We start from the raw sequence: 20,714 nt of genomic DNA on the forward strand, positions 1-20,714 counted from the left end.
TTCCGCAGGTCAATCCAGTTGAATGGCCGTCCGACGCGACGGAGGAGCCCGATGCCCCAGCGAACCAGCCTGGCCGACGCCGACTGCGCGATCGCCCAGGCGCTCGACGTGGTCGGGGACTGGTGGACCCTGCTGATCGTGCGGGACACGGCGCGCGGGGTGCACCGTTTCGACGCGCTCCAGCACGAGCTGGGGGTGTCCCGGAAGGTCCTGACGGAGCGGCTGCGGCTGCTGGTCGACGCGGACGTGCTGTCCCGGGAGCCGTACCAGGAGCGGCCCACCCGGTACGAGTACCGGCTGACCCCGCGCGGCCGCGCCCTGCTGCCGGTACTGATCGCGCTCCAGGACTGGGGCGACGCGTGGGTGACGGGAGACGGAACGACCATGGCGACCGCACAGGAGTCCTCGCAGGAGGCCGCACGGGTGCACGCGCTGGTCGGCACCCGGGTGCCGGAGCTGAGCCTGCCGTTCCACACCGGGGGCGAGCACGACCCGGTCGCCCCGGCCACCCCGTACACCGTCCTGTACTTCTTCCCCGGCGCCTACGCCCGTCCGGAGTCCTATCCGCCGGACTGGGCGGGCATCCCCGGCGCGCGGGGCTGCACCCTCGAATCGTGCACGTACCGCGACCAGCTCGCCGAGTTCACGGCGGCGGGCGCGACGGTGCACGGCGTCTCCACCCAACGCCCGGACGAGCAGCTGGCGTTCGCGGAGGCGGAGCGGCTGCGCTTCCCGCTTCTGTCGGACGCGGAGCTGACGCTGACGGCGGCCCTGCGGCTGCCCACCTTCCGGGCGGCGGGGATCAGCCGGCTGAAGCGGCTGACGCTGGTGGTGGACCGGGACCGCACGGTCCGCGAGGCGCTGTACCCGATCACCGACATCGAAGAGAGCGTGCGGGCGGCGCTGGCGGCGGTCCGGCGCGCGGGCTAGCCCGCAGCGGCACCGGTCTCGGCACCGGCGCGGCCTGACGTGAGGCGTACGAGCCCCGCCCCGGCCGGGCCGGGTCACCCCGCGATCCGCCCCAGCATCTCCCGGGCGTACGCCTCGTCGTAGTCGCCGCCGGTGAGCAGGACCTGGAGACAGATCCCGTCCATCAGCGCGACCAGCGCCCGCGCGGTGGCCGGGTCGGTGCGCGCCGCGAGGAGTCCGGCCGTGTCGTCGGTCCACTCGGCGGCGACCGGCCGCAGCGCGGGCCTGCGCAGGGCGGCGAGGTACAGCTCGTACTCCAGCTCCGCCCGGCCCCGGCCGCCGCCGAAGAACTCCCCGAGCAGCCGGGCGAGTTCGGCCGCGAGGTCGGCGTCCGGATCGGTGAGGGCGGCGCTGTCCCGCATGAGCGCGGCGAAGTTCTCGTTCGACCGGCGGAGCGCGGCGATCAGCAGCTCGTCCAGCGAGGCGAAGTGATACGTCGTCGAGCCCAGCGGCACATCGGCCTCGGCCGCGACGGAGCGGTGGCTGAGCCCGGCGATACCCTTGGCGCCGACCACCCGGATCGCCGCGTCGATGATCCGGGCGCGCCGCTCGGGGTCGTACCGCCGCACCATCAGTGCGCACCGCCCAGGTTGAGCACCACCACACCGGCGATGACCAGCGCTATGCCCGCCACCTTGACCAGGTTGCCGGACTCCCCCATGAACAGGATTCCGATGACGGCGACGGCGGCGGTGCCGATGCCGGCCCAGATCGCGTAGGCCGTGCCCATCGACAGGGTCTTGAGGGTCTGGGCGAGCAGCGAGAAGGCCAGCAGATATCCGACGACGGTGATCAGCGAGGGCCAGAGCCGGGTGAATCCCTCGCTGTACTTCATGGCGGTCGTCCCGGCCACCTCCGCCGCGATGGCCGCGGCCAGCAGTCCATATCCCATGTGTACGAGTGTACGCATCGGCGGCCGCGAAAGGCCCGGGGTCAGCCGGATCCACCGGGCGCTACCGTGGTCCGTCCATGTACATGACCGAGGGGCAGGCGGAACGGCAGTGGCGCAGGACGCAGGGTGGGGCGGCGGTCCGCAGGACCCGCCGTACGGGGGCGCGCCGTACGGGGGGCCGCCCAACTGGGGCGGCTGGGGCGGCGGCTGGATGCCACCCAAACCCGGGGTGATACCGCTGGGGCCACTGAGGCTCGGGGACATACTGAACGGCTCGTTCGCCACCATCGGCCGCCACGGCAAGCAGCTGTACGGCGTCGGCGCGGCCGCCTACGGAGGGGCGTTGGCGGTGGTCGTGGCGGCGATCGCGATCGCCTACTCCGCCACGTCGGGCCATGTGGACCGGCTGCTCTCGCTCAGCTCCGACGAGGATGCCAGAACCGAGGACTGGGTACCGGTCCTGGTCGCCTTCTGCGTGATCGCCCTGCTGTGCCTGGTCGTGGGCGTCCTGTCCACGGCACTGATGTACGCGGCCGTGCCCTCGGTCCTCCAGGAAGCGGTGCTGGGCCGGCCGACCACCTTCTCCGCCGTCTGGCGCCGGGCCTGGGCGCGGGTTCCCGCCGTGATCGGAACCGTCTTCCTGACCTCGCTGATCGCGATGATCCCGATCGTCCTCGTCTGGGCCGGGGTCGTCGCCCTCATCGTCGGCCTGGCCGGCTCGGGCGGCGGCGGCCTCTCGGTCGCGCTGATCATCATCGGTGTCCTCGGCGCGCTGGCGACGGCGCCGCTGGCGCTCTGGCTCTGGGTGAAGTTCAGCCTGGCGCCCTCGGTGGCGGTCTTCGAGAACCAGGGCCCCATCGCCGCGATGCGCCGCTCGTCCGTGCTGGTGCGCGGGGACTGGTGGCGGATCTTCGGCATCAGCCTGCTGGCGGGCGCCATGGCGGCGGCCGCGAGCTATGTGGTCCAGCTGCCGTTCACGTTCTTCGGCATGTTCTCGGGCATGCTCGGCTCGGCCAACCTGAGCGACGACCCGAACGCGGCGTCGATCGTCGTCGCCATGAGCGGCTACCTGCTGGCCGTCCTGGTCGGCCAACTCGTCAGCCAGCTGATCGTGGCCACGTTCCCGCCCCTGGTCACCGGCCTGCTGTACGTGGACCGCCGCATCCGCACGGAGGACCTGGGCCCGGTCCTGGCCGAGGCCGCCGCCGTACCGCCGCAGTACGCGGACTGAGGCGGCCCGTGGTTGGCCTCGGGTTGACCTTGACACGGTGACAAGGTCTTGACTGCCTGCCGAGGAGGTGGCCCCATGGCGACCACAAGACAGGACACGGATGCGGCACGGCTGCTCCGCGCTCTGGAGGACGACCGTTCGTCGGTACGGCTGCGGGCGGCGCTCGCGATCGGCACGGCGCCCGACCCGTGCTTCGTGGACGGGCTCATCGAGCGATGCGCGGTCGAGCCCGAGTTCCTCGTTCGCGACATGCTGACCTGGGCGCTCACCCGCCACCCGGCACCCCTGACGCTTACCGGGCTGCTCCGCGAACTGGGCTCGGAGCGGGCGCGAGCCCGGAGCCAGGCGCTGCACACGCTGTCGAAGATCGGGGACCGGCAGGCGTGGCCGGCCGTCACCCGCACCCTCCTGTGCGACGCTGACGACGAAGTGGCGCGCACCGCCTGGCGGACGGCGGTCGCGCTCGTACCGGAGGGCGAGGAGTCCGCGCTGGCCACGGTCCTGGCGACACAGCTCGGGCGCGGTGGGCGGGAGACGCAGCTGAGCCTGAGCCGGTCCCTGGTCGCGCTCGGAGAGGCGGCCGAGCGGGCCCTGCTCACCGCGACCACCGCGCCCGAACCGGGTGTGCGTGCACACGCGATCGCCACCCAGCGGCTGTTGCGCGACCCGGAAGCCGGATTCGAGTACGCGATCGAGGAGGCGAAGCGCGTCGTGGCCCTCGGCGGGTCCGGCCAGGAGGGATGACGAGGCGTGTTGATCGGTGAGGTAGCCCGGCGGTCCGGGGTCAGTTCGCGGATGCTCCGGCACTACGAGTCGCTCGGCCTGGTGAGCCCTTCCGGCCGGACCGGCTCGGGCTACCGGGAGTACTCCGGGCAGGACATCCGGCGGATCTTCCACATCGAGAGCCTGCGGTCGCTGGGGCTGTCGCTGCGCGAGATCGGCCGCGCGCTCGACGACCCCGGCTTCACGCCCTCGCTCCTCGTCGACGATCTCGTCCGCCAGACGCGCGAACGCATCGCGGCGGAGACCGAACTGCTCACCGTGCTGCGCCGGGTCGACGCCACGGACCCGGCGGGCTGGGACGACGTCCTCCAGGTCGTGGCGCTCCTGCGGGCGCTGGGCTCGAAGAGCGCCGACACCCGCCAGCGCGCGGCCCTGTCCTCCGGCGACGAGGTGCCGGTACCGGTGGAGGCCCTGGTGGAGGCGGCGCTGAGTGAGACGGAACCGAACGTCGCGGGAGCCATTCGCTGGGCGCTGGCCCGCTCGGGTGACCGGGGCCCGGCCCTGCTGGCGGAGGGCCTCGGCTCCCCGGTGGCCGCCGTGCGGGAACGCGCCGTCCAGTCCCTCGCCGAACTGCCCGGCGGCGAGGCCGCCGCCCGACTCCGGGACGCCCTCGCCCACCCCGACGCCGTGGTGCGCGGGCACGCGGCGCTGGCCCTCGGTGAACAGGGCGAGGCCGAGGCGGTCCCGACGCTCATCGGCATGATCGTCGAGGGACGCAACGACACCGGCGCGGCCGACGCGCTCGGCGTGCTGGCGCACGACACGGCCGCGGCGGACCGGATCGCCGCCGCTCTCGTCGACCACCTCGCGGCGGACACCACGGAGGCGCCCGCACGCGGACGGCTGACCCAGGCACTGGCGGGCGTCCCGGGAACAAGGGCCTCACGTGCGCTCGTGGATCTGTCGCGGGACAGCGACCGGGCCGTGGCCCTGACCGCGACGTACCTGCTTCGACTGCGCGGCGAAGGGTGACGGGTCCGCCGCGCGGGGGGGCGATCGTTGTCGTTGCCCTAGGGGTCGCGCACGCTGCGGCGATCGCCGGATGCCTGATCGCACTTCGCCGCAGAGGCGGCTCGGGCGAACGCGGCGCGGTGGAGCGCGGGGCCGCGGGCCAGGGCCTCGCGAAGGCCCTGGGCTTACGGGGACCCGCCCAGCGGCAGAACATGGGCCCCTTCCAGCGGCATCCGCAAGCAGCACGGGGCGCCGAGGACCGGCTACCGCACCCCGTGCGGCCGGAACTGAACGCTGATGCGCCCTCCGGTGGACCGCGCCGACTTGGGGATGGCGTGCTCCCAGGTCCGCTGGCACGAGCCGCCCATCACGATCAGGTCGCCGTGCCCCAGGGGCCGACGGACGGTCTCGCCACCGTGGAGGGGCCGGAGCAGCAGGTCACGGGGCGTGCCCACGGAGAGGATGGCGACCATGGTGTTCTCGCGGGCGCCCCGGCCGATGCGGTCGCCGTGCCAGGCCACGCTGTCGCGCCCGTCGCGGTAGTGACACAGCCCGGCTGTCGTGAACTCCTCGCCCAGCTCGGCGGCGTAGTGCGCGGAGAGGGACCGGCGCGCCTCGTCGAGAACCGGGTGCGGCAGCGGCTCCCCGGCCCGGTAGAAGGCGAGCAGCCGGGGCACGTCCACGACCCGCTCGTACATCTGCCGCCGCTCGGCCTTCCACGGAACGTCTACGGCCAGCCGCTCGAACAGGACCCCGGCGCCACTGAGCCACCCGGGCAGCAGATCGATCCAGGCCCCGTTCCCGAGGACCGTCCTGCGCATCCCGCTCAACGGGCCGAGGCGCACGTCCTCACTCTGATCGAAGAGCGATCCCTGAAGCTGGTGCGTTGCCATGCGTCCAGAGTACTGGAATCGAACTGGTGCGCTAATTGATGCTGCCGCCCGTCCAGCCCGGGAACACGCGCGCCAAAGCGACCGTCTCGGCAAACACAGAGGGTTGTACTACGGGAGGGTGCGGGCGGCTCTCGCGCAGGGCTGTGCGGACGGCCACCTCCACGCCTTTGCCCAGGGCACCCGTGTGGCCGGGGTCGGCATTGGCCATCACGGTGACCTGCCCGGCGGTGGCGCCGGACGCCGATACGATTTGCCGGCCGGGTCGCACCCGGCCCGCCGCATCGACTTCTGGAACCGGGAGAACGAGCCCCCGAGTCAGGCGAGATACGACATGGCCAAATCCCCCGCCGTCCCGTCGAACTTCTTCGCACTCTGCCAGGCGGGGGCGTGGAGTTGTTGTACCGCCGCCAGGCGCTGCCCCTGCTCCGCAGGATCGGCAATGTCGCCGGTAACTGCGAAGTTGATCTCCACCACTCCGTTGGAGATGTCCCTCTCGCTCAGCATCGGCCCGCCGAAGAGTCGATCTTCCGCCGGATGGGTCTGCCACGGCAGATTCTGGGCCACATTGTTCAGATGGTGAGCCCCGATTTCCTGCAAGCCCCTCGCGAAATCGGCAGCCGACACGCTGGTGGCACCTGCCTCAGGGCGGCCCTCAAGTGAATCCGACAGGGAGTATTTACCCTGATAACTCTGCAAAATTCGGCAGCTACCCCCACGCTTTTCCACAAAAAATGCATGCGTATTTCCATGGATTTGCATGTTGGCGTCTCCGGCCTGCTGGACCTGGGCTATTACCCCGTCCAGGGTCACTTTAGACGACTGAGTCTCGCGGGCGAAGGTGATCTGGCGGAGTTGATTGGCGGTTTCACCGCAGACACCCACCAATTCCGGAGTATATTTCTTCAGGGCATCGGGTACCGAAAGTTCTGCGTATTCAGGATCGAACCCGATACTCATCACAATGGCGCGCGGATCGAACAGCTCCATCTCCAGCACCCGAGGGTCTTCCAGGTGGAGCTCCGTGACCATATTGAGAATCACGTCACGAATGCTCGTGTCCGGCGGCCCGGCAGATGGGGTGGCCTGGCCACTGCCGGCGTCTGCCCGCTGCACGACCCCGTCCCCACCGGAGCGCTGCACCACCGCAGGTTGCCCACCCGGCAGATGGCCGCAGCCCGTACCGTGACGATGCCGCTGTTCCTGGATCTGTCCGGCCCGGTTCATCATCTGCACGACAGCGGCATTGCCCGCCATGGCCTGGAGATCGAGGATGCTCAGTGCGGACGTCGGGCCGGTCACCGGCCGAGCGACCGCTCGCTTGGTCGCCTGGCCTGCCTGCGAGATATCCGCCTGCTTGTTCCCTGCCGTGCCTCTGGAGTGGGCATGCACGCGCTCTCCTCAAATCTCCGGTTGACTGTCCGCATTTACGAACACGGCCTGGGCAGAGACCGCCGAATCGGGGGCGCTCATTGTCCATACGTGGCCGGGATAATAGGGAATTCCACGATATTGAGCAAGGAGTTCGGCGGCGAGTTCGGCCTGGAAAAGGCCGCAGACCTGGGCCCGCCGAAGCCCCCTAGCGGTCAGGCAGTGCCCAACTCTCCGGCCTTGACGCCCGCCACGAACGAGGTGAACGAACCGGTGGCGACGTTCAGCACCGGGCCGACCGGGCACTTGGAGTCACGGACCGGGACCATGCCGCACGCGGCAATCAGGTTGGCGGCGACCTCGATGCACTGGCCGCCATTCTCGCTGTACGAGGACTTGAACCAGCGGGGAGATTCGCTCGTCACAGAGTGCCCTTTCGTAACTGGTCAATCGTGCCCACGGACGCCGCCCGGGGCCGCACCTCGGGCCGGTAGTCGATGGTAGTCCGGCACGGCGACAACGTCACCGGGGCGACGTCCGTGTCAGCGACGGCTAGGGCGTGTATCGAAAGTGGATCTTGAGCCATGAATGATCGTGATTCATGGCGCGGGGCGGCCGCCCGTGTGGCCCCGGCGGCAGTTGATCGACGGCATACGGTTCCGGGTTCGGACGGGTGTTCCGTGGCGGGACGTGCCCGTCGAGTACGGGCCGTGGGGCCGGATCTACGACTTGTTCCGCCGATGGCAGCGGGACGGCACCGGGCACCGGGTCTTCACCCGGCTCCAGTCTCTGGCCGACTCGAAGGGTGCGATCACGTGGGACCTGAGCATCGACTCGACCGGGTGGCGTGCCTATCAGCATGCGGCAGGGGCCCGCTAGCAGGGTGACCTGCAGAAAGAACCACCAGGCGGTATCTTCACCGAGCCCCGTGATCACGGACTGGGACGGTCGCGCGGGGGGCGCCACCAAGCTGCACCTGTCCGTCGAACAGTGGCCAAAGCCCCTGTCGATCGTGGTGACGGCAGGGCAGCGCGGGGACTCGCCGCTGTTCGAACCCCTGCTGAGGAAGGTAACCGCAAGCAGTGCGGCTCTCGCGGCGGCCGACCGCCGAAGTTCGGCCCGGTCGACTACCGCGAGCGCCATGCCGTCGAGTGCGGGATCAACCGCCTCAAGGGGTACCGCGCAGTCGCCACGCGATATGACAAGCTCGCAGTCCGCTACGAAGCGACCGTTTTCGTCGCAGCCGTCAATGAGTGGCTGTGACCTGCGCCTTCGAGGTACCGTCGGACGGGCTGAGGAATTCCAGCACTCGACGCCAAGTCAGCTCGGTCGCCGCCAGATCGTGGTCGGGGAGCTCACCGTCGATATAGAAGTGACCGACGCCCGGGTAGCGGAAGACTTCCACCTCGATGCCGGCCTCTCGTGCCGCCTGGCAGAAGGTGGCGACGCGCTCGGGCGGTGCGAAGTCATCCGGCTCGGCAGCGTGCAGCTGAACCCGCAGGCCGGGGCGGACGGAGTCGGGGAGGTCTACGGCGGCGTGCAGGAGGAGAACGCCTGCGGTGGCGGGACGCTCGGGCCAGAGTTCCGCCACGACGCCTGTCCCCATGGACACACCAGCGAGTACGGTCTCGTCCGGCATCCCCTCAAGAGCCTGTCGCGCGTGTTTCACCACCGCTTCCCAACCGATCCGCTTGACCAGTCGGAATCCCCCGTCAAGGGTGGAGGCGGTCTCGCCGCTGAACAGATCGGGCGTGATGACCTCGTGCCCGGCGCGACGCAGCCGCTCGGCGGCAAGGACCTCAGCGGAGCGCAGACCGAGAACGGAGTGGAACAAAGCGATATGGGCCATCAGGCCATCCTGCTGGACGGACTGTAGCCGCAACCAGCCCTTTCGATACACGCCCTAACGAGCTCGTGCATGGTTAGGACGGGCGCCCGCCGAAGTCCCAGTTGTGCACCTCGATGGCCGCGTACCGGTCCGGCGTCAGGATGGCGCGCGCCGTGTCCGGGTCCGGCGCCCGGAGGAGCGCCGCCGTGCCCAGCCAGACGGCCCCGTCGTCGGACAGCAGCGGACCGTAGGCGATCAACTCGTCCCGGGCGGGCGGCAGCGCGAGGTCTGCGGCCTGCCCCGTGCCGAGGCCGAGGACCAGGTACCGGTTGCCGCCGGTCCGGCCGCCGGGGAAGTCCCACATGGTGCGTCCGAGCGCGTTCCGCCACCGTCGCACCAGCACGTCCCGGTAGGCGCCGGCCTGGTAGTTCGGCTCGTCGAAGGCGAACGCGCGGGCAGCGGCGGCATCGGGCAGATCGAGGATGTGCACGCTTCCGGTGAGGGTTTCACCATCGTCGGCGAAGGTCGGACCCCGGGCGATCATCTCTTTCGCATACTGGTCCATGTACGACCAATGCTCTTCCGAAAGCTCTTCACGCAGCGCCAAGGAGCCGGGCCGGTCGCGGTGGTAGCAGAGAAAGTCCATACCTCATGATCTCTTCACCGACGCGGTCAGGTCGAGCGGTTTCGGCCGCCGAGGGGGTCCGGACGGCGAGCGGGGACCGGACCCCCTCGGCACCTCGGTGTCGTGGACGCGCGCTGACTCCGGACGGGTCAGGCGGTGCCGAACTCGTCGGCCTTGACGCCTGCGACGAAGGAGGCGAACGAACCGACGGCGACGTTCAGGACCGGGCCGGTCGGGCTCTTGGAGTCACGGACGGGGACCACGCCGCGTGCGGCAACGAGGTTGGTGGCGACCTCGATGCACTGGCCGCCGTTGCCACTGTACGAGGACTTGAACCAACGGGGGGATTCGGTCGTCACAGGGTGCCCTTTCGTAACTGCTCGATCATGTCCACGGATGCTGCCTGGGATGGCGCTTCGGCCTGCAGTTGATGGTAGGCCGTCAGTATGGGCAGCACTAAGCCGGTTTCCCGTTCGAGGTGCCCGCGCTGAGCGGACTCGGCGTAGGACATAAGAGAGCGGTCCGGCATCGTGAGCACGGTGATGGGCAGGCTGAACGGCCGCCGTGCCCCCATGGAGAACGGCGCTACTTGCAGCACTGTGTTCGGCCGCTCGGCAAACCTCAACAGGTGTTCGAGCTGGGCATCCATGATCGCGGGATCACCCATCGGTCGACGAATGCACCCTTCGTCGAGCACAACAAAGATCAAGGGTGACGGGATACGGGCAAGCGCGGCCTGCCTCCGCAGCACCAGCTCCACTCTTTCGTCAGCCTGTTCAGGAGTGATCGCCTCGCGCCTCACCGCATCGGCTTCCAGCGCTGCCGCGTACTCCCGCGTCTGGAGCAGACCAGGCACGACGCCCACTTCGTACAGCCGGATCTCCGCCGCTCGCGCCTCATGCGCAACGTAGTCCGGAAACCCCTCAAGCAATGCCGTATACCTCGCCGCCCGACTCAAGCGTTCGAATCGCTTCCCCGTGCCAAACACCCTGTCAGCATTCTTCGCAAATTGAGGAGTTGGAGGACGACGGCCAGTTTCAACAGCCGAGATGTGCGTGCCCGAGCACCCCATGCGCTCCGCCAGCTCGTCCTGCGTCCAGCCTCGTTCATCCCGCAGCCTGCGGAGAAGCTGCCCGAAGCGCGCGCTGGGAGACTTCTCCGGGTCCAACTCTTTGCGGTTCACCATCCGTAAATCCAACTCCCCACTCATTTGCTGCAAGTTGAACTCGCCCTGACCCTACGCCACGCTGAACGCCCTTGGTAGTGGAACGACTACAGAGAGGTGCGGCGATGCCTGAGCAGAAGCGCGTCCAACCCCCGCCCGCCGGGGCACTCCTGGTGGACCGGGGCCGTAACGACCGCATCGGGGAGTTCCGGGGCGTCTCCGGCCCCTACTGGTCACTGCGGCCGATCGGCGGAGGTCCCGAGTGGGAAGCGCTCCCCGAATACGTCCGGCCCGCCACCCGTGACGAGCGGCTCCGCGCCCGTACCGCTTATGAGAACGCCAGGAGTCGGGGGGAAGTGGCATGAACGCCAGCAGCGACGGCGATTGCCGTGAGTGCCAGGAGTTCGATGCGGCCGAGGCCGAGGCACGGCGTGCGGGGGACGGGAGCCGGGCGACCGACTGCCGGGTGCTGCGCAGGCGGCATCTCGCCGCCGAGCACGGGGAGCGGCCGTGAAGCCGTACCCGGCTGGGGAGCGTGCAGGGTGAGCGGTGCGGGCTACGCGGTGGAGGTCACCGCGACGACCGGGCAGCGCGCCGTGTCGCTCGGCGAGGCCGTGGTGAGGAATCGCCGGCTCGCCCTGCGGTGGCTGAGACGGCAGGCGCTCCGTCTCGGGGGCGGGCGTGACGCCGGGTGCGGTTCCGGGTGGTCCGGCGGCGGAAGGGACGTGCGTACCGTGATCCGTCAGAGTTCCGGTGTGCGCGACGCGCTCCGGGCCTGGGGCGACGACCTCGGTCAGCAGGATCACGCCATGGCCCGGCTGGAGTCCGGGTGCCCCGACGTGTTCACCGCGGTGGACCCTTCCCTCGGCCTCCTGGTGACGTTCGCCGGACGGCGCGTGCGGTCGGGGCGCGGCGATGACGGCGGGCGGGACGGCCGTGCTCGCCGGGCGGACCGGCGGGCACGGCCGTACGGAGGGCGGACCGTGGGGTTCGACGCTCCGGGTCAGCCGTTGACGGTGAACCAGGTGGCGCGGGACTTCTTCCACTCGTCGTGGTCGAGGTCCTTGGCCTCCGTGCCGTCGCCGTACAGGTCGGCCGCGCCCGCGTCCGTGATCACCTGGGCGCGTGCGCCCGGCGTGTTCAGGTCGGGCACGGCGACGATGGCCTCCCAGCCGCCCGGGTCGGCGGTCGGCAGGTCGAGGCGCTTGACCGGAGTGTGGCCCGCGATGCCGTCCCAGGAGTAGAGGGCGTACGGGTCGGAGTTGTCGTCCGCCGCCCAGGAACCGGCCACGATCAGGTACTGGTCGGCGGAGTTCTTGCGGATGTCGCGGATGCTGAGCCCGCCGAGGTCCAGCTCGATCGGGGTGCCGATCGTCGCCTTCGCTCCCGAGCCGGCCACCTTGTCGAAGTTGGTGACGGGCACGATCAGCGCCTTGCCGCCGCCCTTCGGCGGGACGAGCGGGGCGCGGAAGCTGATGTAGGCGGTGGTCGTGGAGCCGGGGGCGAACTCCAGGCCCTCGACGTTGAACCCGTCGATCTGCTTGGGGGCTTCGCCGTCCTTCGTCCCCGCCGCGAAGCCGTAACGGTTGTCGTTGGACTTGTCCCAGGCGACCAGATCGTCGCGGAGCTTCTTGTACTTTCCGCCGACCGTCAGCTGGGTGGCGGCGCCGGATCCGCTCACCGTGGTCGTGAAGACGGTGTTGCGGTCGGACTTGTACTCGCCGTCCTTGTTGTTGCCCAGCGAACCGGTCCAGTAGATCGTGTTCCCGACCCGGGCCGCGCCCTCGATGTCGACCTCCTTGGAGACGCCCAGCTTCGAGGCGACGTCCCAAGTGCGGACGGGAGCCCCGGAGACCGAACTGTCGTAGAGACGCAGGGTGTTGGTCTCGTCGTCGGCCACCACCACATAGCCGCCGCCCACGTCGACAGCGGCGGAGGCGTCCGAGGAGCCGGTGAGGTAGCGGGTGTCGGCCGCGTTCTGGACGGCGGCGGACGCCGCGAAGTGCAGGGCCTTGGTGGCGGTCTTGCCGCCGAGGCCGGTGACCTTGATCGTGAGGTCGGTGTACCCGCGGGCGTGCGCGGCGACCCGGAGCTGCCGAGTGGCGCCCGTGCCGGTCACCGTCACATCGCCGGTCGCGGCGACGGACGACTTGGAGCTGGCGGACGCCGCCACGCCGAGGTCCGACACATCGGCGCCGCTCTGCCCGACCGTGACCGTCACCACGGGGTCGGCGGTCGCACCGACGGCCCCGGAGAGGTAACCGGACGACAGCGTGATCGTCGGCGTCCCGTAGCTCGCGGCGTGGGCGGGGGCGCCGAGCCCGAGGGCGGCCAGCGCCAGCGCACCTCCCGCGGCTGCGACGGTCCGGCGGTGAGGGAGGACAAGCTGATGCAGCACGGTGTGCCTCTCGTCGGCGTGGTGTCGAGAAGTAGGTTCCGATTCTCCCGCCAACGGCAGGCGGACACCGGGGATACAGCGAGCGAACAACGCCGGACGGCCATCGGCTGGCGGTGGCCGGTGCCGTGGTGTCGCACGTCGTGGTGATGCTGTGTCATGTCTCGGTCCTCCTGAGGGAGTTCGCGAACACGGATGAGCCCGCCCCAAGCGGACACTTGTTTGATTGCAATCGCCAATCCGGGAATGATGGCTCGCGTTGGGCCCTCGGGCAGCCCGAACTCGGGAACGGACCCAAGGGATACGGGGATACGGGGACACGGGGACACGGGGAGGACGCAGTGACGACACGGAGCGAGTTGGAGCAGCTCAAGGACGGTGCGGCGACACCGTCGACGCACATGCGGTTGAACCACCTTCAGGCCGGCGACGGGGGCGGGGGCAGCGCTTCGGCGGATCTGAAGTCGACCAAGCGGGCCTGGGCCCAGGCCGGCGACGGCACCAAGGGCCTGGCTGTGCCGATCGGTTCCGCGCTGAGGAAACTTGAGGACGGGCAGGCGGGGCTGGGCGAAGCGGCCGACTGCCTGAGCGCGGCGGCACAGCGGGAGCTGTACACCTCCTGGCACAAGTACGTAGCGGATGTGCGCAAGCGCTGCACATCGCTGGGGGATCTTCTCGCGTCTTCGGGGCGTGACCTGTCGAAGACCGACGAGTCTCTGAAGACCGAACTCGACGCGCTCAAGAGCAAGTACACGGACACCCCGGCCGTCGGCGGCCAGTCGAAGGGGAAGTGATCCGGGCACATGGACTTTGCGACACTGAAGGCGCTCAAGCCGTCGGAGTTCGAGGATGCCGCGGACGGGTACCGGGCGACGGACGAGATGGCGAACGCGGCCAAGGACACCGTCGACAACCAGATCTCCGCGGGGATACGCAACCAGCTCTCGGGCGCGACGGCGAAGGCAGCCCTTGGGGAACTGGCCGGGCTGTCGAAGAACTTCCAGTATGTCCAGACCGAGTGCGGGCTGGTGAGCACCGCGCTGGACGGCTTCGCGTTCGACATGGCCTCGGCCAAACGGAGGCTGGAAGCGGCGATCGAGGACGCGCAGGCGGACCACTGCACGGTGCACGCGGACGGTTCGGTCGGCTTTCCGGCAGGCAGGAAGCCGGGCGAGGAGAAGGACGCCGCGGGCGGCACGGTGACCGGCAGCGCCGGAGGCAATCCGACATCCGATGCCCTGGACCGCCAGGCAGCGAGCATTCACCCGAACCCGCATTACGGCGCGGCCATCGGCTACGCCGACCGGATAGCGGATGCCTTGCAGGAGGCCACGGAGGCGGACGCGAAGTGGGCACCGAAGCTCCGCGCCCTCCTTGCCGACGACGACCTCGTGGTCTCGGACCGGGACTGGACGGACGTGACGTCCGACCGGGGCGGGGTACTCAAGGCCGCCGACCCCTATCTCGACAGCATCAAGGGCCCGCCGAAGGAGGCCACCCCCGAGGAGAACGCGGAGTGGTGGAACAACCTCACCCCGGAGCAGCGGGCCGACTATCTGGCCGTCCATCCGAATGCCATCGGGGCGATGAACGGCCTCCCGTCCGACATTCGCGACGACGCGAACAGAATGGTTCTGGACGAGACGACGGCGAAATACAAGTTGGATCTGGCCGCCATTCCGCAGGAGCCGGCCAAGTACAGCGCCAATACCGCCGGAAGCTACCCCGCCGCCGTCATCACTCCGGAATGGAGGCGCTGGAACGACGCATACGGGGCCAAGAAGGCCAGGATCGAGGGGGTGCTGAAGGGAGCGGGCGCCATCCAGGACCGCTTCGACCGGACGGGGCAGGACGGGCTTCCCGAGGCGTATCTGCTCGGCTTCGACCCCACCGGCATCGGAGACGGCAAAATCATCCTCGCCAACGGGAATCCGGACACGGCCGATCACGTGGGCGTCTGGGTGCCAGGTACGAAAGCGAGCCTGGAATCCACCGAAGGGGACCTCGGCCGTTCCGAACGGCTCTGGGCCGAAAGCCAGCGCCTTGCCCATGGCCAGAACGTCTCCACCATCCTGTGGCTCGACTACAACGCGCCGGACAACGTCATTCCTCAGGCGACACGCGGGGAGTACGCGGAAGAGGGGGGCCCGCGGCTCCACGACTTCCTGCAGGGGAACGGAGTCGCGCAGCAGGCCGACGACGGCACTCGCGCGCACACCACGGTCGTCGGGCACAGTTACGGCAGCACGGTGGTCGGCGTATCGGCGCAGTCGGGAAGCTGGGACGACCCCCAGGCCGCCGACGACTACGTCTTCGCGGGCAGTCCCGGTGTCCAGGCGGATCGCGCGGCCGACCTGGGTGTCGGAGCCGACCATGTATGGGCCATGGGCGCCGAGTACTCCGTGGGCGACCAAGTGGTCCGGCAGGGCGGTCGATTCATGGGACTCGGTGACAACTGGATCATTCCCACCGACGAATCCTTCGGCGGGAAGATCATGGCAAGTGACGCCGGCGCACACACCGAGTTCTACGATGAAAATTCGGTCAGTCTACGCAATCAGGCAGCCGTCATCGCCGGAAAATACGGCAAGGTGGAACTTGAATAGGCGAGTTTATCAACTGGGATTCATCATGGCGATATGCGCGCTGACGGTGGCGTGCTCGAAAGGAAAGGAGGCTCCGGTGCAGACACGGGACAGCGATACCGTGAAGACGGACACCGAAAGGACATCCAGCCGGATTCTTGAGATGCTCGACATCAAGGGCGAGGCCACGGAGCCGGGCGCGATGACGTTGCCCTGCTCGGGCTACGACTCCGCAGAAGGGGTCTACCGCGCACGTCATCCCTGGGGAATTTACAAGGCCCCCTTTACCGATATGCAGAAGGCCATGAATCGCCTGCGGGCCGAGCTCCCGAAAAGCGGCTGGAAGATCGTCAAGGACGGTCCGGACAGGAGCCAGGGCAAAAGTCCGCAGATCGTCGCGGAGTCCGAGGGGCGGGAGTTCGCAGTCGACGTGAGGCTGCACAAGGAGGTCAAGGCCGAGAACTCCCCGGCCATGCTGGAGATCACCGTCGAATCGCGTTGTTACCGGTCGCCGGCCACTCCGACGGCTTCGGAGGGGTAGCCCGTCGGCAGCGTGATCGTCGGCGTCCCGGAACAACGCCGAACGGCCCCCGGCAGTCTCGCGCCGGGGGCCGTTCAGGTCGTACGGGTTCAGGTCGTACGGGTGGGACTCAGACGTTGAAGCCCAGCGCGCGCAGCTGCTCGCGGCCGTCGTCGGTGATCTTGTCCGGGCCCCACGGCGGCATCCAGACCCAGTTGATCCGGAGCTCGTTGACGATGCCGTCCGTGGCGGACTTCGCCTGGTCCTCGATGACGTCGGTCAGCGGGCAGGCCGCGGACGTCAGGGTCATGTCGAGGGTGGCGATGTTGGCGTCGTCCACGTGGATGCCGTAGATCAGGCCCAGGTTGACGACGTCGATGCCCAGCTCGGGGTCGACGACGTCGTACAGCGCCTCGCGGACCTCCTCCTCGGAGGCCGGCTTGGTGGTGAGAGTCTCGTTGTCGCTCATGCCGTCTTCCCTTCGGACAGCGCCTTCGCCGTCGCGTCCTTCCACGCCATCCAGCTGAGCAGCGCGCATTTGACCCGGGCCGGGTACTTGGAGACACCGGCGAACGCGACCGCGTCCTCCAGCACCTCCTCCATCGCGTCGTCCGGCTCCAGCTGTCCCTTGGACTGCATCAGCTCCAGGAACGCGGCCTGGATCTTCTGGGCCTGGCCCAGTTCCTTGCCGACCAGCAGCTCGTTCAGCACGGAGGCGCTGGCCTGGCTGATGGAGCAGCCCTGGCCCTCGTAACTCACATCGGCGATGGTCTCGCCGTCGTACCGCACGCGCAGCGTGATCTCGTCACCGCACGTCGGATTGACGTGATGCACCTCGGCGTCGCCGTCCCGCAGGCCGCGCCCGTGGGGGTGCTTGTAGTGGTCCAGGATCACTTCCTGGTACATGGAATCAAGCTTCACCAGTCAACCCTCGCCGCTGTCTAACCGAAAAAGTTCCGGACGTGTTCCAGGCCGTCCACCAGGGCGTCGACCTCGGCGGGCGTGGAGTACAGATAGAACGACGCTCGCGTCGTCGCAGGAATTCCGTACCGCAGGCAGACCGGCCGTGCGCAGTGGTGTCCGACCCGGACGGCGATGCCCTGCTCGTCGAGTACCTGGCCCACGTCGTGCGGGTGGATGTCACCCAGAGTGAAGGAGATCGTGGCCCCGCGGTCCTCCGCGGTGGCCGGACCGATGATCCTGAGGTCCGGGACCTCCAGCAGGCGCTTCACCGCGTACTCGGTGATCGCCTGCTCGTGGCGGTGGATGTTCTCCATGCCGATCGCCGAGAGGTAGTCCACGGCCGCGCCGAGGCCGACGGCCTGGGCGATCGGGGGCGTACCGGCCTCGAACTTGTGCGGCGCGGGGGCGTAGGTCGACGAGTGCATCGACACGGTCTCGATCATCTCGCCGCCGCCGAGGAACGGCGGCAGGTCCTCCAGGAGCTCCTGCCGTCCCCAGAGCACGCCGATGCCGGTCGGGCCGACCATCTTGTGGCCGGTGAAGGCCACGAAGTCGGCCTGCAGCGCCTGCACGTCGAGCACCATGTGCGGGGCGGCCTGCGAGGCGTCGATGCAGACCAGCGCGCCGACTTCCTGGGCGCGCCGGACGATCTGCTCGACCGGGTTGATCGTGCCCATGATGTTCGAGACCAGCGTGAAGGAGACGATCTTCGTCTTCTCGGTGATGATCTCGTTGATGTTGGACAGGTCGAGCCGGCCGTCGTCGGTGATGCCGAACCACTTCAGCTTCGCGCCGGTGCGCTGCGAGAGCAGCTGCCACGGCACGATGTTGGAGTGGTGCTCCATCTCCGTGGTGACGATCTCGGTCTCGTGGTCGACCCGGTAGGGCTCGTCGGCCCAGCCGAGCATGTTCGCCACGAGGTTGAGCGACTCCGAGGCGTTCTTGGTGAAGATCACCTCGTTGCGGCTGGGTGCGTTGATGAACGCGGCGACCTTGTCACGGGCGCCTTCGTACAGCGCCGTGGCCTCTTCCGCGATCGTGTACACGCCGCGGTGCACATTGGCGTTGTGCCGCTCGTAGTACTCGTTGAGGGCATCGAGCACCTGGCGCGGCTTCTGCGACGTCGCCGCGCTGTCCAGGTACACGATCTTCTTGCCGTCGTGGACCGTGCGGTCCAGGATCGGGAAGTCCTTGCGGATCGCCTCGGTGTCGAGGAGGCCGGAGAGCCCCTGTCGGGCGTCAGTCACGCGGAAGCGCCACCCTTCGTGTAGGCCTCGTAGCCCTCGTTCTCCAGCTGGTCGGCCAGCTCGGCGCCGCCGGACGCGGCGATGCGGCCGTTGGCGAAGACGTGCACGAAGTCGGGCTTGATGTACTTCAGGATGCGCGTGTAGTGCGTGATCAGCAGGGTGCCGACCTCGCCGGACTCACGGACCCGGTTGACGCCCTCGGAGACGGTCTTCAGCGCGTCGACGTCCAGACCGGAGTCCGTCTCGTCGAGGATCGCCATCTTGGGCTTGAGCAGCTCCAGCTGGAGGATCTCGTGGCGCTTCTTCTCGCCGCCGGAGAAGCCCTCGTTGACGTTGCGCTCGGCGAAGGCGGGGTCCATCTGGAGCTCGGACATGGCCTCCTTGACCTCCTTCACCCAGGTACGCAGCTTGGGTGCCTCGCCGCGGACGGCGGTGGCGGAGGTGCGCAGGAAGTTGGAGACCGAGACGCCGGGGATCTCGACCGGGTACTGCATGGCGAGGAACAGACCGGCGCGGGCGCGCTCGTCGACGGTCATCTCCAGGACGTCCTCGCCGTCCAGGGTCACCGTGCCGCTGGTGACCGTGTACTTGGGGTGGCCTGCGAGGGAGTAGGCGAGGGTGGACTTGCCGGACCCGTTGGGGCCCATGATGGCGTGGGTCTCGCCCTGCTTCACGGTCAGGTCGACGCCCTTGAGGATCTCCTTCGTGGCGTTGTCGGCCTCGACGGTGACGTGCAGGTCGCGGATTTCAAGCGTTGCCATGGGTGACTCAGGTCTCCTGGGTGACGGAGACGAGCACATCGTCCCCTTGGATCTTGACGGGGTATACGGGGACGGGGCGCGTCGCGGGAAGGCCGGACGGCTTGCCGGTGCGCAGGTCGAAGCTCGATCCGTGCAGCCAGCACTCGATCATGCAGTCCTCGACCTCTCCCTCGGACAGTGAGACGTTCGCGTGCGAGCAGATGTCGTTGATCGCGAACACCTCGCCCTCGGTGCGGACGACGGAAACCGGCGTGCCGTCGAGCTCCACCCGCTTGGGGGTGTCGTCCTCCAGCTCGCTCAGCGCACAGGCTTTGACGAAGGCCATCAGACCGAGGCCTTCAGCTCGGTCTCGATCTTGTCGAGAAGCCGGGCTTCGACGTCCGGCAGGCCGATCTGCTGCACCAGCTCCGCGAAGAAGCCGCGCACGACGAGGCGGCGGGCCTCCTCGGCGGGGATGCCCCGGGACTGCAGGTAGAACAGCTGCTCGTCGTCGAAGCGGCCGGTCGCGGAGGCGTGGCCGGCGCCGACGATCTCGCCGGTCTCGATCTCCAGGTTCGGCACCGAGTCGACCCGCGCACCGTCGGTGAGAACCAGGTTGCGGTTCATCTCGTAGGTGTCGGTGCCCTCGGCGGCGGCCTGGATCAGGACGTCACCGATCCACACGGCGTGCGCGCCTTCGCCCTGGAGCGCGCCCTTGTAGGCCACGTTCGACTTGCAGTGCGGGGTGTTGTGGTCGACCAGGAGGCGGTGCTCCTGGTGCTGGCCCTTGTCGGTGAAGTACAGGCCGAAGAGCTCGGCCTCGCCGCCGGGACCCGCGTAGGCGACCCGCGGGTGGATACGGACGACGTCGCCGCCGAAGGTGACGACGATGGACTTGAAGGAGGCGTCCCGGCCGACCAGCGCGTTGTGCTGGCCGACGTGGACGGCGCTCTCGTCCCAGTCCTGGACGGAGACGACGGTCAGCTTCGCGCCGTCGCCCAGCACGTAGTCGACGTTGGCGGCGAGCACGGCGTCACCGGTGTGGTCGATGACGACGACGGCCTCCGCGAAGGCGCCGAGCTGGATGACCTGGTGTCCGTAGGCCACCCCGCCCTCGCCGTGCACCGCGATCCGGATCGGCTCGGTGAGCACGGCTTCCTTGTCGACGGTGACGACGGAGGCCTGCTCGAAGGAGGAGTAGGCCTGTGCGGCCACCCGGTCCACCGGCGTGCCGGCCTTGCCGAGGCGGGCGTCGTCGCGGCCGACGGTCTCGACCGTGACGCCCGCGGGGGCCTCGATGGCGACCTTCACACCGCTGCCGGTGGCGACGGCCGTGCCGTCGTGCAGGCCGCGCAGCCGCTCCAGCGGCGTGAACCGCCATTCCTCCTCGCGGCCGTGCGGGACCGGGAAGTCCGCGACGTCGAAGGACGGGGGCGCGCTCATGCGCGTGGCGACGGTCGACTCGGCGGCCACCGCGATAGAGCCGGTGGTGGTGGAGCCCACCGGGATGTTCTGAGCCTCAGCCATGGCTGTCGTAGTGCTCGCTTTCTCAGGTCGGA

General features: G+C 69.1%; 26 protein-coding genes. 10 read left to right on the plus strand and 16 right to left on the minus strand.

Annotated features, from left to right (window positions below; genetic code table 11):
* The first annotated feature begins 51 nt into the window (after nucleotides 1-51).
* Nucleotides 52-930, plus strand: a complete 879-nt coding sequence (locus tag ACFVQ0_RS31285; protein ID WP_390092564.1) for a winged helix-turn-helix transcriptional regulator — start codon at nucleotides 52-54, stop codon at nucleotides 928-930.
* Between the two features lie 74 nt (nucleotides 931-1,004).
* Here ACFVQ0_RS31285 and ACFVQ0_RS31290 read toward each other — a convergent pair whose 3' ends face one another.
* Nucleotides 1,005-1,541 carry a TetR/AcrR family transcriptional regulator gene (locus ACFVQ0_RS31290; protein WP_390092565.1) on the minus strand — a complete coding sequence of 179 codons (537 nt, stop codon included), beginning with the start codon at nucleotides 1,539-1,541 and terminating at the stop codon, nucleotides 1,005-1,007.
* A complete protein-coding gene (locus ACFVQ0_RS31295; protein ID WP_024494376.1) occupies nucleotides 1,541-1,861 on the minus strand; it encodes a multidrug efflux SMR transporter in 321 nt (106 codons plus the stop codon). Before ACFVQ0_RS31295 ends, ACFVQ0_RS31290 begins: the two co-directional genes overlap by 1 nt.
* Nucleotides 1,862-1,970: 109 nt before the next feature.
* Between ACFVQ0_RS31295 and ACFVQ0_RS31300 the strand changes: the two genes are divergently transcribed.
* The 3 genes from ACFVQ0_RS31300 (at nucleotide 1,971) to ACFVQ0_RS31310 (ending at nucleotide 4,847) form a co-directional block, all read left to right on the plus strand.
* Nucleotides 1,971-3,092, plus strand: a complete 1,122-nt coding sequence (locus ACFVQ0_RS31300) for a hypothetical protein (protein WP_390092566.1) — start codon at nucleotides 1,971-1,973, stop codon at nucleotides 3,090-3,092.
* Nucleotides 3,093-3,167: 75 nt separating this feature from the next.
* Nucleotides 3,168-3,836, plus strand: coding sequence for a HEAT repeat domain-containing protein (locus tag ACFVQ0_RS31305; RefSeq protein WP_390092567.1), 669 nt, complete (start codon nucleotides 3,168-3,170; stop codon nucleotides 3,834-3,836).
* A gap of 6 nt (nucleotides 3,837-3,842) precedes the next feature.
* Nucleotides 3,843-4,847 (plus strand): MerR family transcriptional regulator, encoded by a 1,005-nt coding sequence (locus ACFVQ0_RS31310; protein ID WP_390092568.1) that lies wholly within the window; start codon nucleotides 3,843-3,845, stop codon nucleotides 4,845-4,847.
* Nucleotides 4,848-5,089: 242 nt separating this feature from the next.
* Here ACFVQ0_RS31310 and ACFVQ0_RS31315 read toward each other — a convergent pair whose 3' ends face one another.
* The 3 genes from ACFVQ0_RS31315 to ACFVQ0_RS31325 form a co-directional block, all read right to left on the minus strand.
* Nucleotides 5,090-5,719: an alpha-ketoglutarate-dependent dioxygenase AlkB gene (locus tag ACFVQ0_RS31315; protein WP_390092569.1), complete on the minus strand. Its 630-nt coding sequence runs from the start codon at nucleotides 5,717-5,719 to the stop codon at nucleotides 5,090-5,092.
* Between the two features lie 315 nt (nucleotides 5,720-6,034).
* On the minus strand, nucleotides 6,035-7,108 hold the full coding sequence (locus ACFVQ0_RS31320) for a hypothetical protein (protein ID WP_390092570.1): 1,074 nt from the start codon (nucleotides 7,106-7,108) through the stop codon (nucleotides 6,035-6,037).
* Nucleotides 7,109-7,302: 194 nt separating this feature from the next.
* Nucleotides 7,303-7,512 carry a DUF397 domain-containing protein gene (locus ACFVQ0_RS31325; RefSeq protein ID WP_390092571.1) on the minus strand — a complete coding sequence of 70 codons (210 nt, stop codon included), beginning with the start codon at nucleotides 7,510-7,512 and terminating at the stop codon, nucleotides 7,303-7,305.
* Nucleotides 7,513-7,675: 163 nt separating this feature from the next.
* Between ACFVQ0_RS31325 and ACFVQ0_RS31330 the strand changes: the two genes are divergently transcribed.
* Nucleotides 7,676-7,966 carry a transposase gene (locus tag ACFVQ0_RS31330; RefSeq protein ID WP_390092572.1) on the plus strand — a complete coding sequence of 97 codons (291 nt, stop codon included), beginning with the start codon at nucleotides 7,676-7,678 and terminating at the stop codon, nucleotides 7,964-7,966.
* A 367-nt stretch (nucleotides 7,967-8,333) separates the two neighbouring features.
* Here ACFVQ0_RS31330 and ACFVQ0_RS31335 read toward each other — a convergent pair whose 3' ends face one another.
* From ACFVQ0_RS31335 to ACFVQ0_RS31350, 4 genes are all read right to left on the minus strand, one after another.
* Nucleotides 8,334-8,936 carry a dienelactone hydrolase family protein gene (locus tag ACFVQ0_RS31335; protein ID WP_390092573.1) on the minus strand — a complete coding sequence of 201 codons (603 nt, stop codon included), beginning with the start codon at nucleotides 8,934-8,936 and terminating at the stop codon, nucleotides 8,334-8,336.
* Nucleotides 8,937-9,009: 73 nt separating this feature from the next.
* Nucleotides 9,010-9,561 carry a YciI family protein gene (locus tag ACFVQ0_RS31340; protein WP_390092574.1) on the minus strand — a complete coding sequence of 184 codons (552 nt, stop codon included), beginning with the start codon at nucleotides 9,559-9,561 and terminating at the stop codon, nucleotides 9,010-9,012.
* Nucleotides 9,562-9,689: 128 nt separating this feature from the next.
* Complete coding sequence (locus ACFVQ0_RS31345; protein ID WP_390092575.1) at nucleotides 9,690-9,899, minus strand: DUF397 domain-containing protein; 210 nt, start codon at nucleotides 9,897-9,899, stop codon at nucleotides 9,690-9,692.
* Nucleotides 9,896-10,726, minus strand: a complete 831-nt coding sequence (locus ACFVQ0_RS31350) for a Scr1 family TA system antitoxin-like transcriptional regulator (RefSeq protein ID WP_390092576.1) — start codon at nucleotides 10,724-10,726, stop codon at nucleotides 9,896-9,898. Before ACFVQ0_RS31350 ends, ACFVQ0_RS31345 begins: the two co-directional genes overlap by 4 nt.
* A gap of 104 nt (nucleotides 10,727-10,830) precedes the next feature.
* On the opposite strand from ACFVQ0_RS31350, the gene ACFVQ0_RS31355 reads away from it, so the two are divergent.
* Complete coding sequence (locus tag ACFVQ0_RS31355; RefSeq protein ID WP_390092577.1) at nucleotides 10,831-11,070, plus strand: hypothetical protein; 240 nt, start codon at nucleotides 10,831-10,833, stop codon at nucleotides 11,068-11,070.
* Nucleotides 11,067-11,219, plus strand: coding sequence for a hypothetical protein (locus tag ACFVQ0_RS31360; protein ID WP_390092578.1), 153 nt, complete (start codon nucleotides 11,067-11,069; stop codon nucleotides 11,217-11,219). Before ACFVQ0_RS31355 ends, ACFVQ0_RS31360 begins: the two co-directional genes overlap by 4 nt.
* A gap of 489 nt (nucleotides 11,220-11,708) precedes the next feature.
* Here the strand turns inward: ACFVQ0_RS31360 and ACFVQ0_RS31365 are convergent, their stop codons facing one another.
* Complete coding sequence (locus tag ACFVQ0_RS31365; protein ID WP_390092579.1) at nucleotides 11,709-13,103, minus strand: hypothetical protein; 1,395 nt, start codon at nucleotides 13,101-13,103, stop codon at nucleotides 11,709-11,711.
* Nucleotides 13,104-13,441: 338 nt separating this feature from the next.
* Here ACFVQ0_RS31365 and ACFVQ0_RS31370 point away from each other — a divergent pair, with 338 nt between their 5' ends.
* The 3 genes from ACFVQ0_RS31370 (at nucleotide 13,442) to ACFVQ0_RS31380 (ending at nucleotide 16,226) form a co-directional block, all read left to right on the plus strand.
* Nucleotides 13,442-13,894: a hypothetical protein gene (locus ACFVQ0_RS31370; protein ID WP_390092580.1), complete on the plus strand. Its 453-nt coding sequence runs from the start codon at nucleotides 13,442-13,444 to the stop codon at nucleotides 13,892-13,894.
* Nucleotides 13,895-13,903: 9 nt separating this feature from the next.
* Nucleotides 13,904-15,706, plus strand: a complete 1,803-nt coding sequence (locus ACFVQ0_RS31375; protein ID WP_390092581.1) for an alpha/beta hydrolase — start codon at nucleotides 13,904-13,906, stop codon at nucleotides 15,704-15,706.
* A 76-nt stretch (nucleotides 15,707-15,782) separates the two neighbouring features.
* Complete coding sequence (locus tag ACFVQ0_RS31380) at nucleotides 15,783-16,226, plus strand: hypothetical protein (RefSeq protein WP_390092583.1); 444 nt, start codon at nucleotides 15,783-15,785, stop codon at nucleotides 16,224-16,226.
* Between the two features lie 109 nt (nucleotides 16,227-16,335).
* Here ACFVQ0_RS31380 and ACFVQ0_RS31385 read toward each other — a convergent pair whose 3' ends face one another.
* The 6 genes from ACFVQ0_RS31385 to sufD are packed head-to-tail and all read right to left on the minus strand — an operon-like array spanning nucleotide 16,336 to nucleotide 20,682.
* Nucleotides 16,336-16,674: a metal-sulfur cluster assembly factor gene (locus tag ACFVQ0_RS31385; protein WP_056783575.1), complete on the minus strand. Its 339-nt coding sequence runs from the start codon at nucleotides 16,672-16,674 to the stop codon at nucleotides 16,336-16,338.
* Nucleotides 16,671-17,126, minus strand: a complete 456-nt coding sequence (sufU, locus tag ACFVQ0_RS31390) for a Fe-S cluster assembly sulfur transfer protein SufU (RefSeq protein WP_390092584.1) — start codon at nucleotides 17,124-17,126, stop codon at nucleotides 16,671-16,673. The genes ACFVQ0_RS31385 and sufU overlap by 4 nt, the downstream gene beginning before the upstream one ends.
* A 20-nt stretch (nucleotides 17,127-17,146) precedes the next feature.
* The gene (locus ACFVQ0_RS31395; RefSeq protein WP_073735372.1) at nucleotides 17,147-18,415 is read right to left on the minus strand and encodes a cysteine desulfurase; all 1,269 of its coding nucleotides are present in this window, start codon (nucleotides 18,413-18,415) and stop codon (nucleotides 17,147-17,149) included.
* Nucleotides 18,412-19,176 carry a Fe-S cluster assembly ATPase SufC gene (sufC, locus tag ACFVQ0_RS31400; RefSeq protein ID WP_390092585.1) on the minus strand — a complete coding sequence of 255 codons (765 nt, stop codon included), beginning with the start codon at nucleotides 19,174-19,176 and terminating at the stop codon, nucleotides 18,412-18,414. Before sufC ends, ACFVQ0_RS31395 begins: the two co-directional genes overlap by 4 nt.
* A 7-nt stretch (nucleotides 19,177-19,183) precedes the next feature.
* Nucleotides 19,184-19,501 carry a bifunctional 3-phenylpropionate/cinnamic acid dioxygenase ferredoxin subunit gene (locus ACFVQ0_RS31405; protein ID WP_024492618.1) on the minus strand — a complete coding sequence of 106 codons (318 nt, stop codon included), beginning with the start codon at nucleotides 19,499-19,501 and terminating at the stop codon, nucleotides 19,184-19,186.
* The gene (gene sufD / locus ACFVQ0_RS31410; protein WP_390092586.1) at nucleotides 19,501-20,682 is read right to left on the minus strand and encodes a Fe-S cluster assembly protein SufD; all 1,182 of its coding nucleotides are present in this window, start codon (nucleotides 20,680-20,682) and stop codon (nucleotides 19,501-19,503) included. Before sufD ends, ACFVQ0_RS31405 begins: the two co-directional genes overlap by 1 nt.
* Nucleotides 20,683-20,714: the final 32 nt, after the last annotated feature.

Origin of the sequence: Streptomyces sp. NPDC057900 (assembly GCF_042887885.1) — a bacterium.
In the GTDB taxonomy this organism is placed as follows: Bacteria; Actinomycetota; Actinomycetes; order Streptomycetales; family Streptomycetaceae; genus Streptomyces.

Bases quoted from the DNA above. Each gene is read 5' to 3' on its own strand.
- ACFVQ0_RS31285 (WP_390092564.1), top strand. From the start codon at position 52: ATGCCCCAGCGAACCAGCCTGGCCGACGCCGACTGCGCGATCGCCCAG.
- ACFVQ0_RS31290 (WP_390092565.1), bottom strand. From the start codon at position 1,541: ATGGTGCGGCGGTACGACCCCGAGCGGCGCGCCCGGATCATCGACGCG.
- ACFVQ0_RS31295 (WP_024494376.1), bottom strand. From the start codon at position 1,861: ATGGGATATGGACTGCTGGCCGCGGCCATCGCGGCGGAGGTGGCCGGG.
- ACFVQ0_RS31305 (WP_390092567.1), top strand. From the start codon at position 3,168: ATGGCGACCACAAGACAGGACACGGATGCGGCACGGCTGCTCCGCGCT.
- ACFVQ0_RS31315 (WP_390092569.1), bottom strand. From the start codon at position 5,719: ATGGCAACGCACCAGCTTCAGGGATCGCTCTTCGATCAGAGTGAGGAC.
- ACFVQ0_RS31330 (WP_390092572.1), top strand. From the start codon at position 7,676: ATGATCGTGATTCATGGCGCGGGGCGGCCGCCCGTGTGGCCCCGGCGG.
- ACFVQ0_RS31335 (WP_390092573.1), bottom strand. From the start codon at position 8,936: ATGGCCCATATCGCTTTGTTCCACTCCGTTCTCGGTCTGCGCTCCGCT.
- ACFVQ0_RS31340 (WP_390092574.1), bottom strand. From the start codon at position 9,561: ATGGACTTTCTCTGCTACCACCGCGACCGGCCCGGCTCCTTGGCGCTG.
- ACFVQ0_RS31350 (WP_390092576.1), bottom strand. From the start codon at position 10,726: ATGGTGAACCGCAAAGAGTTGGACCCGGAGAAGTCTCCCAGCGCGCGC.
- ACFVQ0_RS31355 (WP_390092577.1), top strand. From the start codon at position 10,831: ATGCCTGAGCAGAAGCGCGTCCAACCCCCGCCCGCCGGGGCACTCCTG.
- ACFVQ0_RS31360 (WP_390092578.1), top strand. From the start codon at position 11,067: ATGAACGCCAGCAGCGACGGCGATTGCCGTGAGTGCCAGGAGTTCGAT.
- ACFVQ0_RS31375 (WP_390092581.1), top strand. From the start codon at position 13,904: ATGGACTTTGCGACACTGAAGGCGCTCAAGCCGTCGGAGTTCGAGGAT.
- ACFVQ0_RS31385 (WP_056783575.1), bottom strand. From the start codon at position 16,674: ATGAGCGACAACGAGACTCTCACCACCAAGCCGGCCTCCGAGGAGGAG.
- sufC (WP_390092585.1), bottom strand. From the start codon at position 19,176: ATGGCAACGCTTGAAATCCGCGACCTGCACGTCACCGTCGAGGCCGAC.
- ACFVQ0_RS31405 (WP_024492618.1), bottom strand. From the start codon at position 19,501: ATGGCCTTCGTCAAAGCCTGTGCGCTGAGCGAGCTGGAGGACGACACC.
- sufD (WP_390092586.1), bottom strand. From the start codon at position 20,682: ATGGCTGAGGCTCAGAACATCCCGGTGGGCTCCACCACCACCGGCTCT.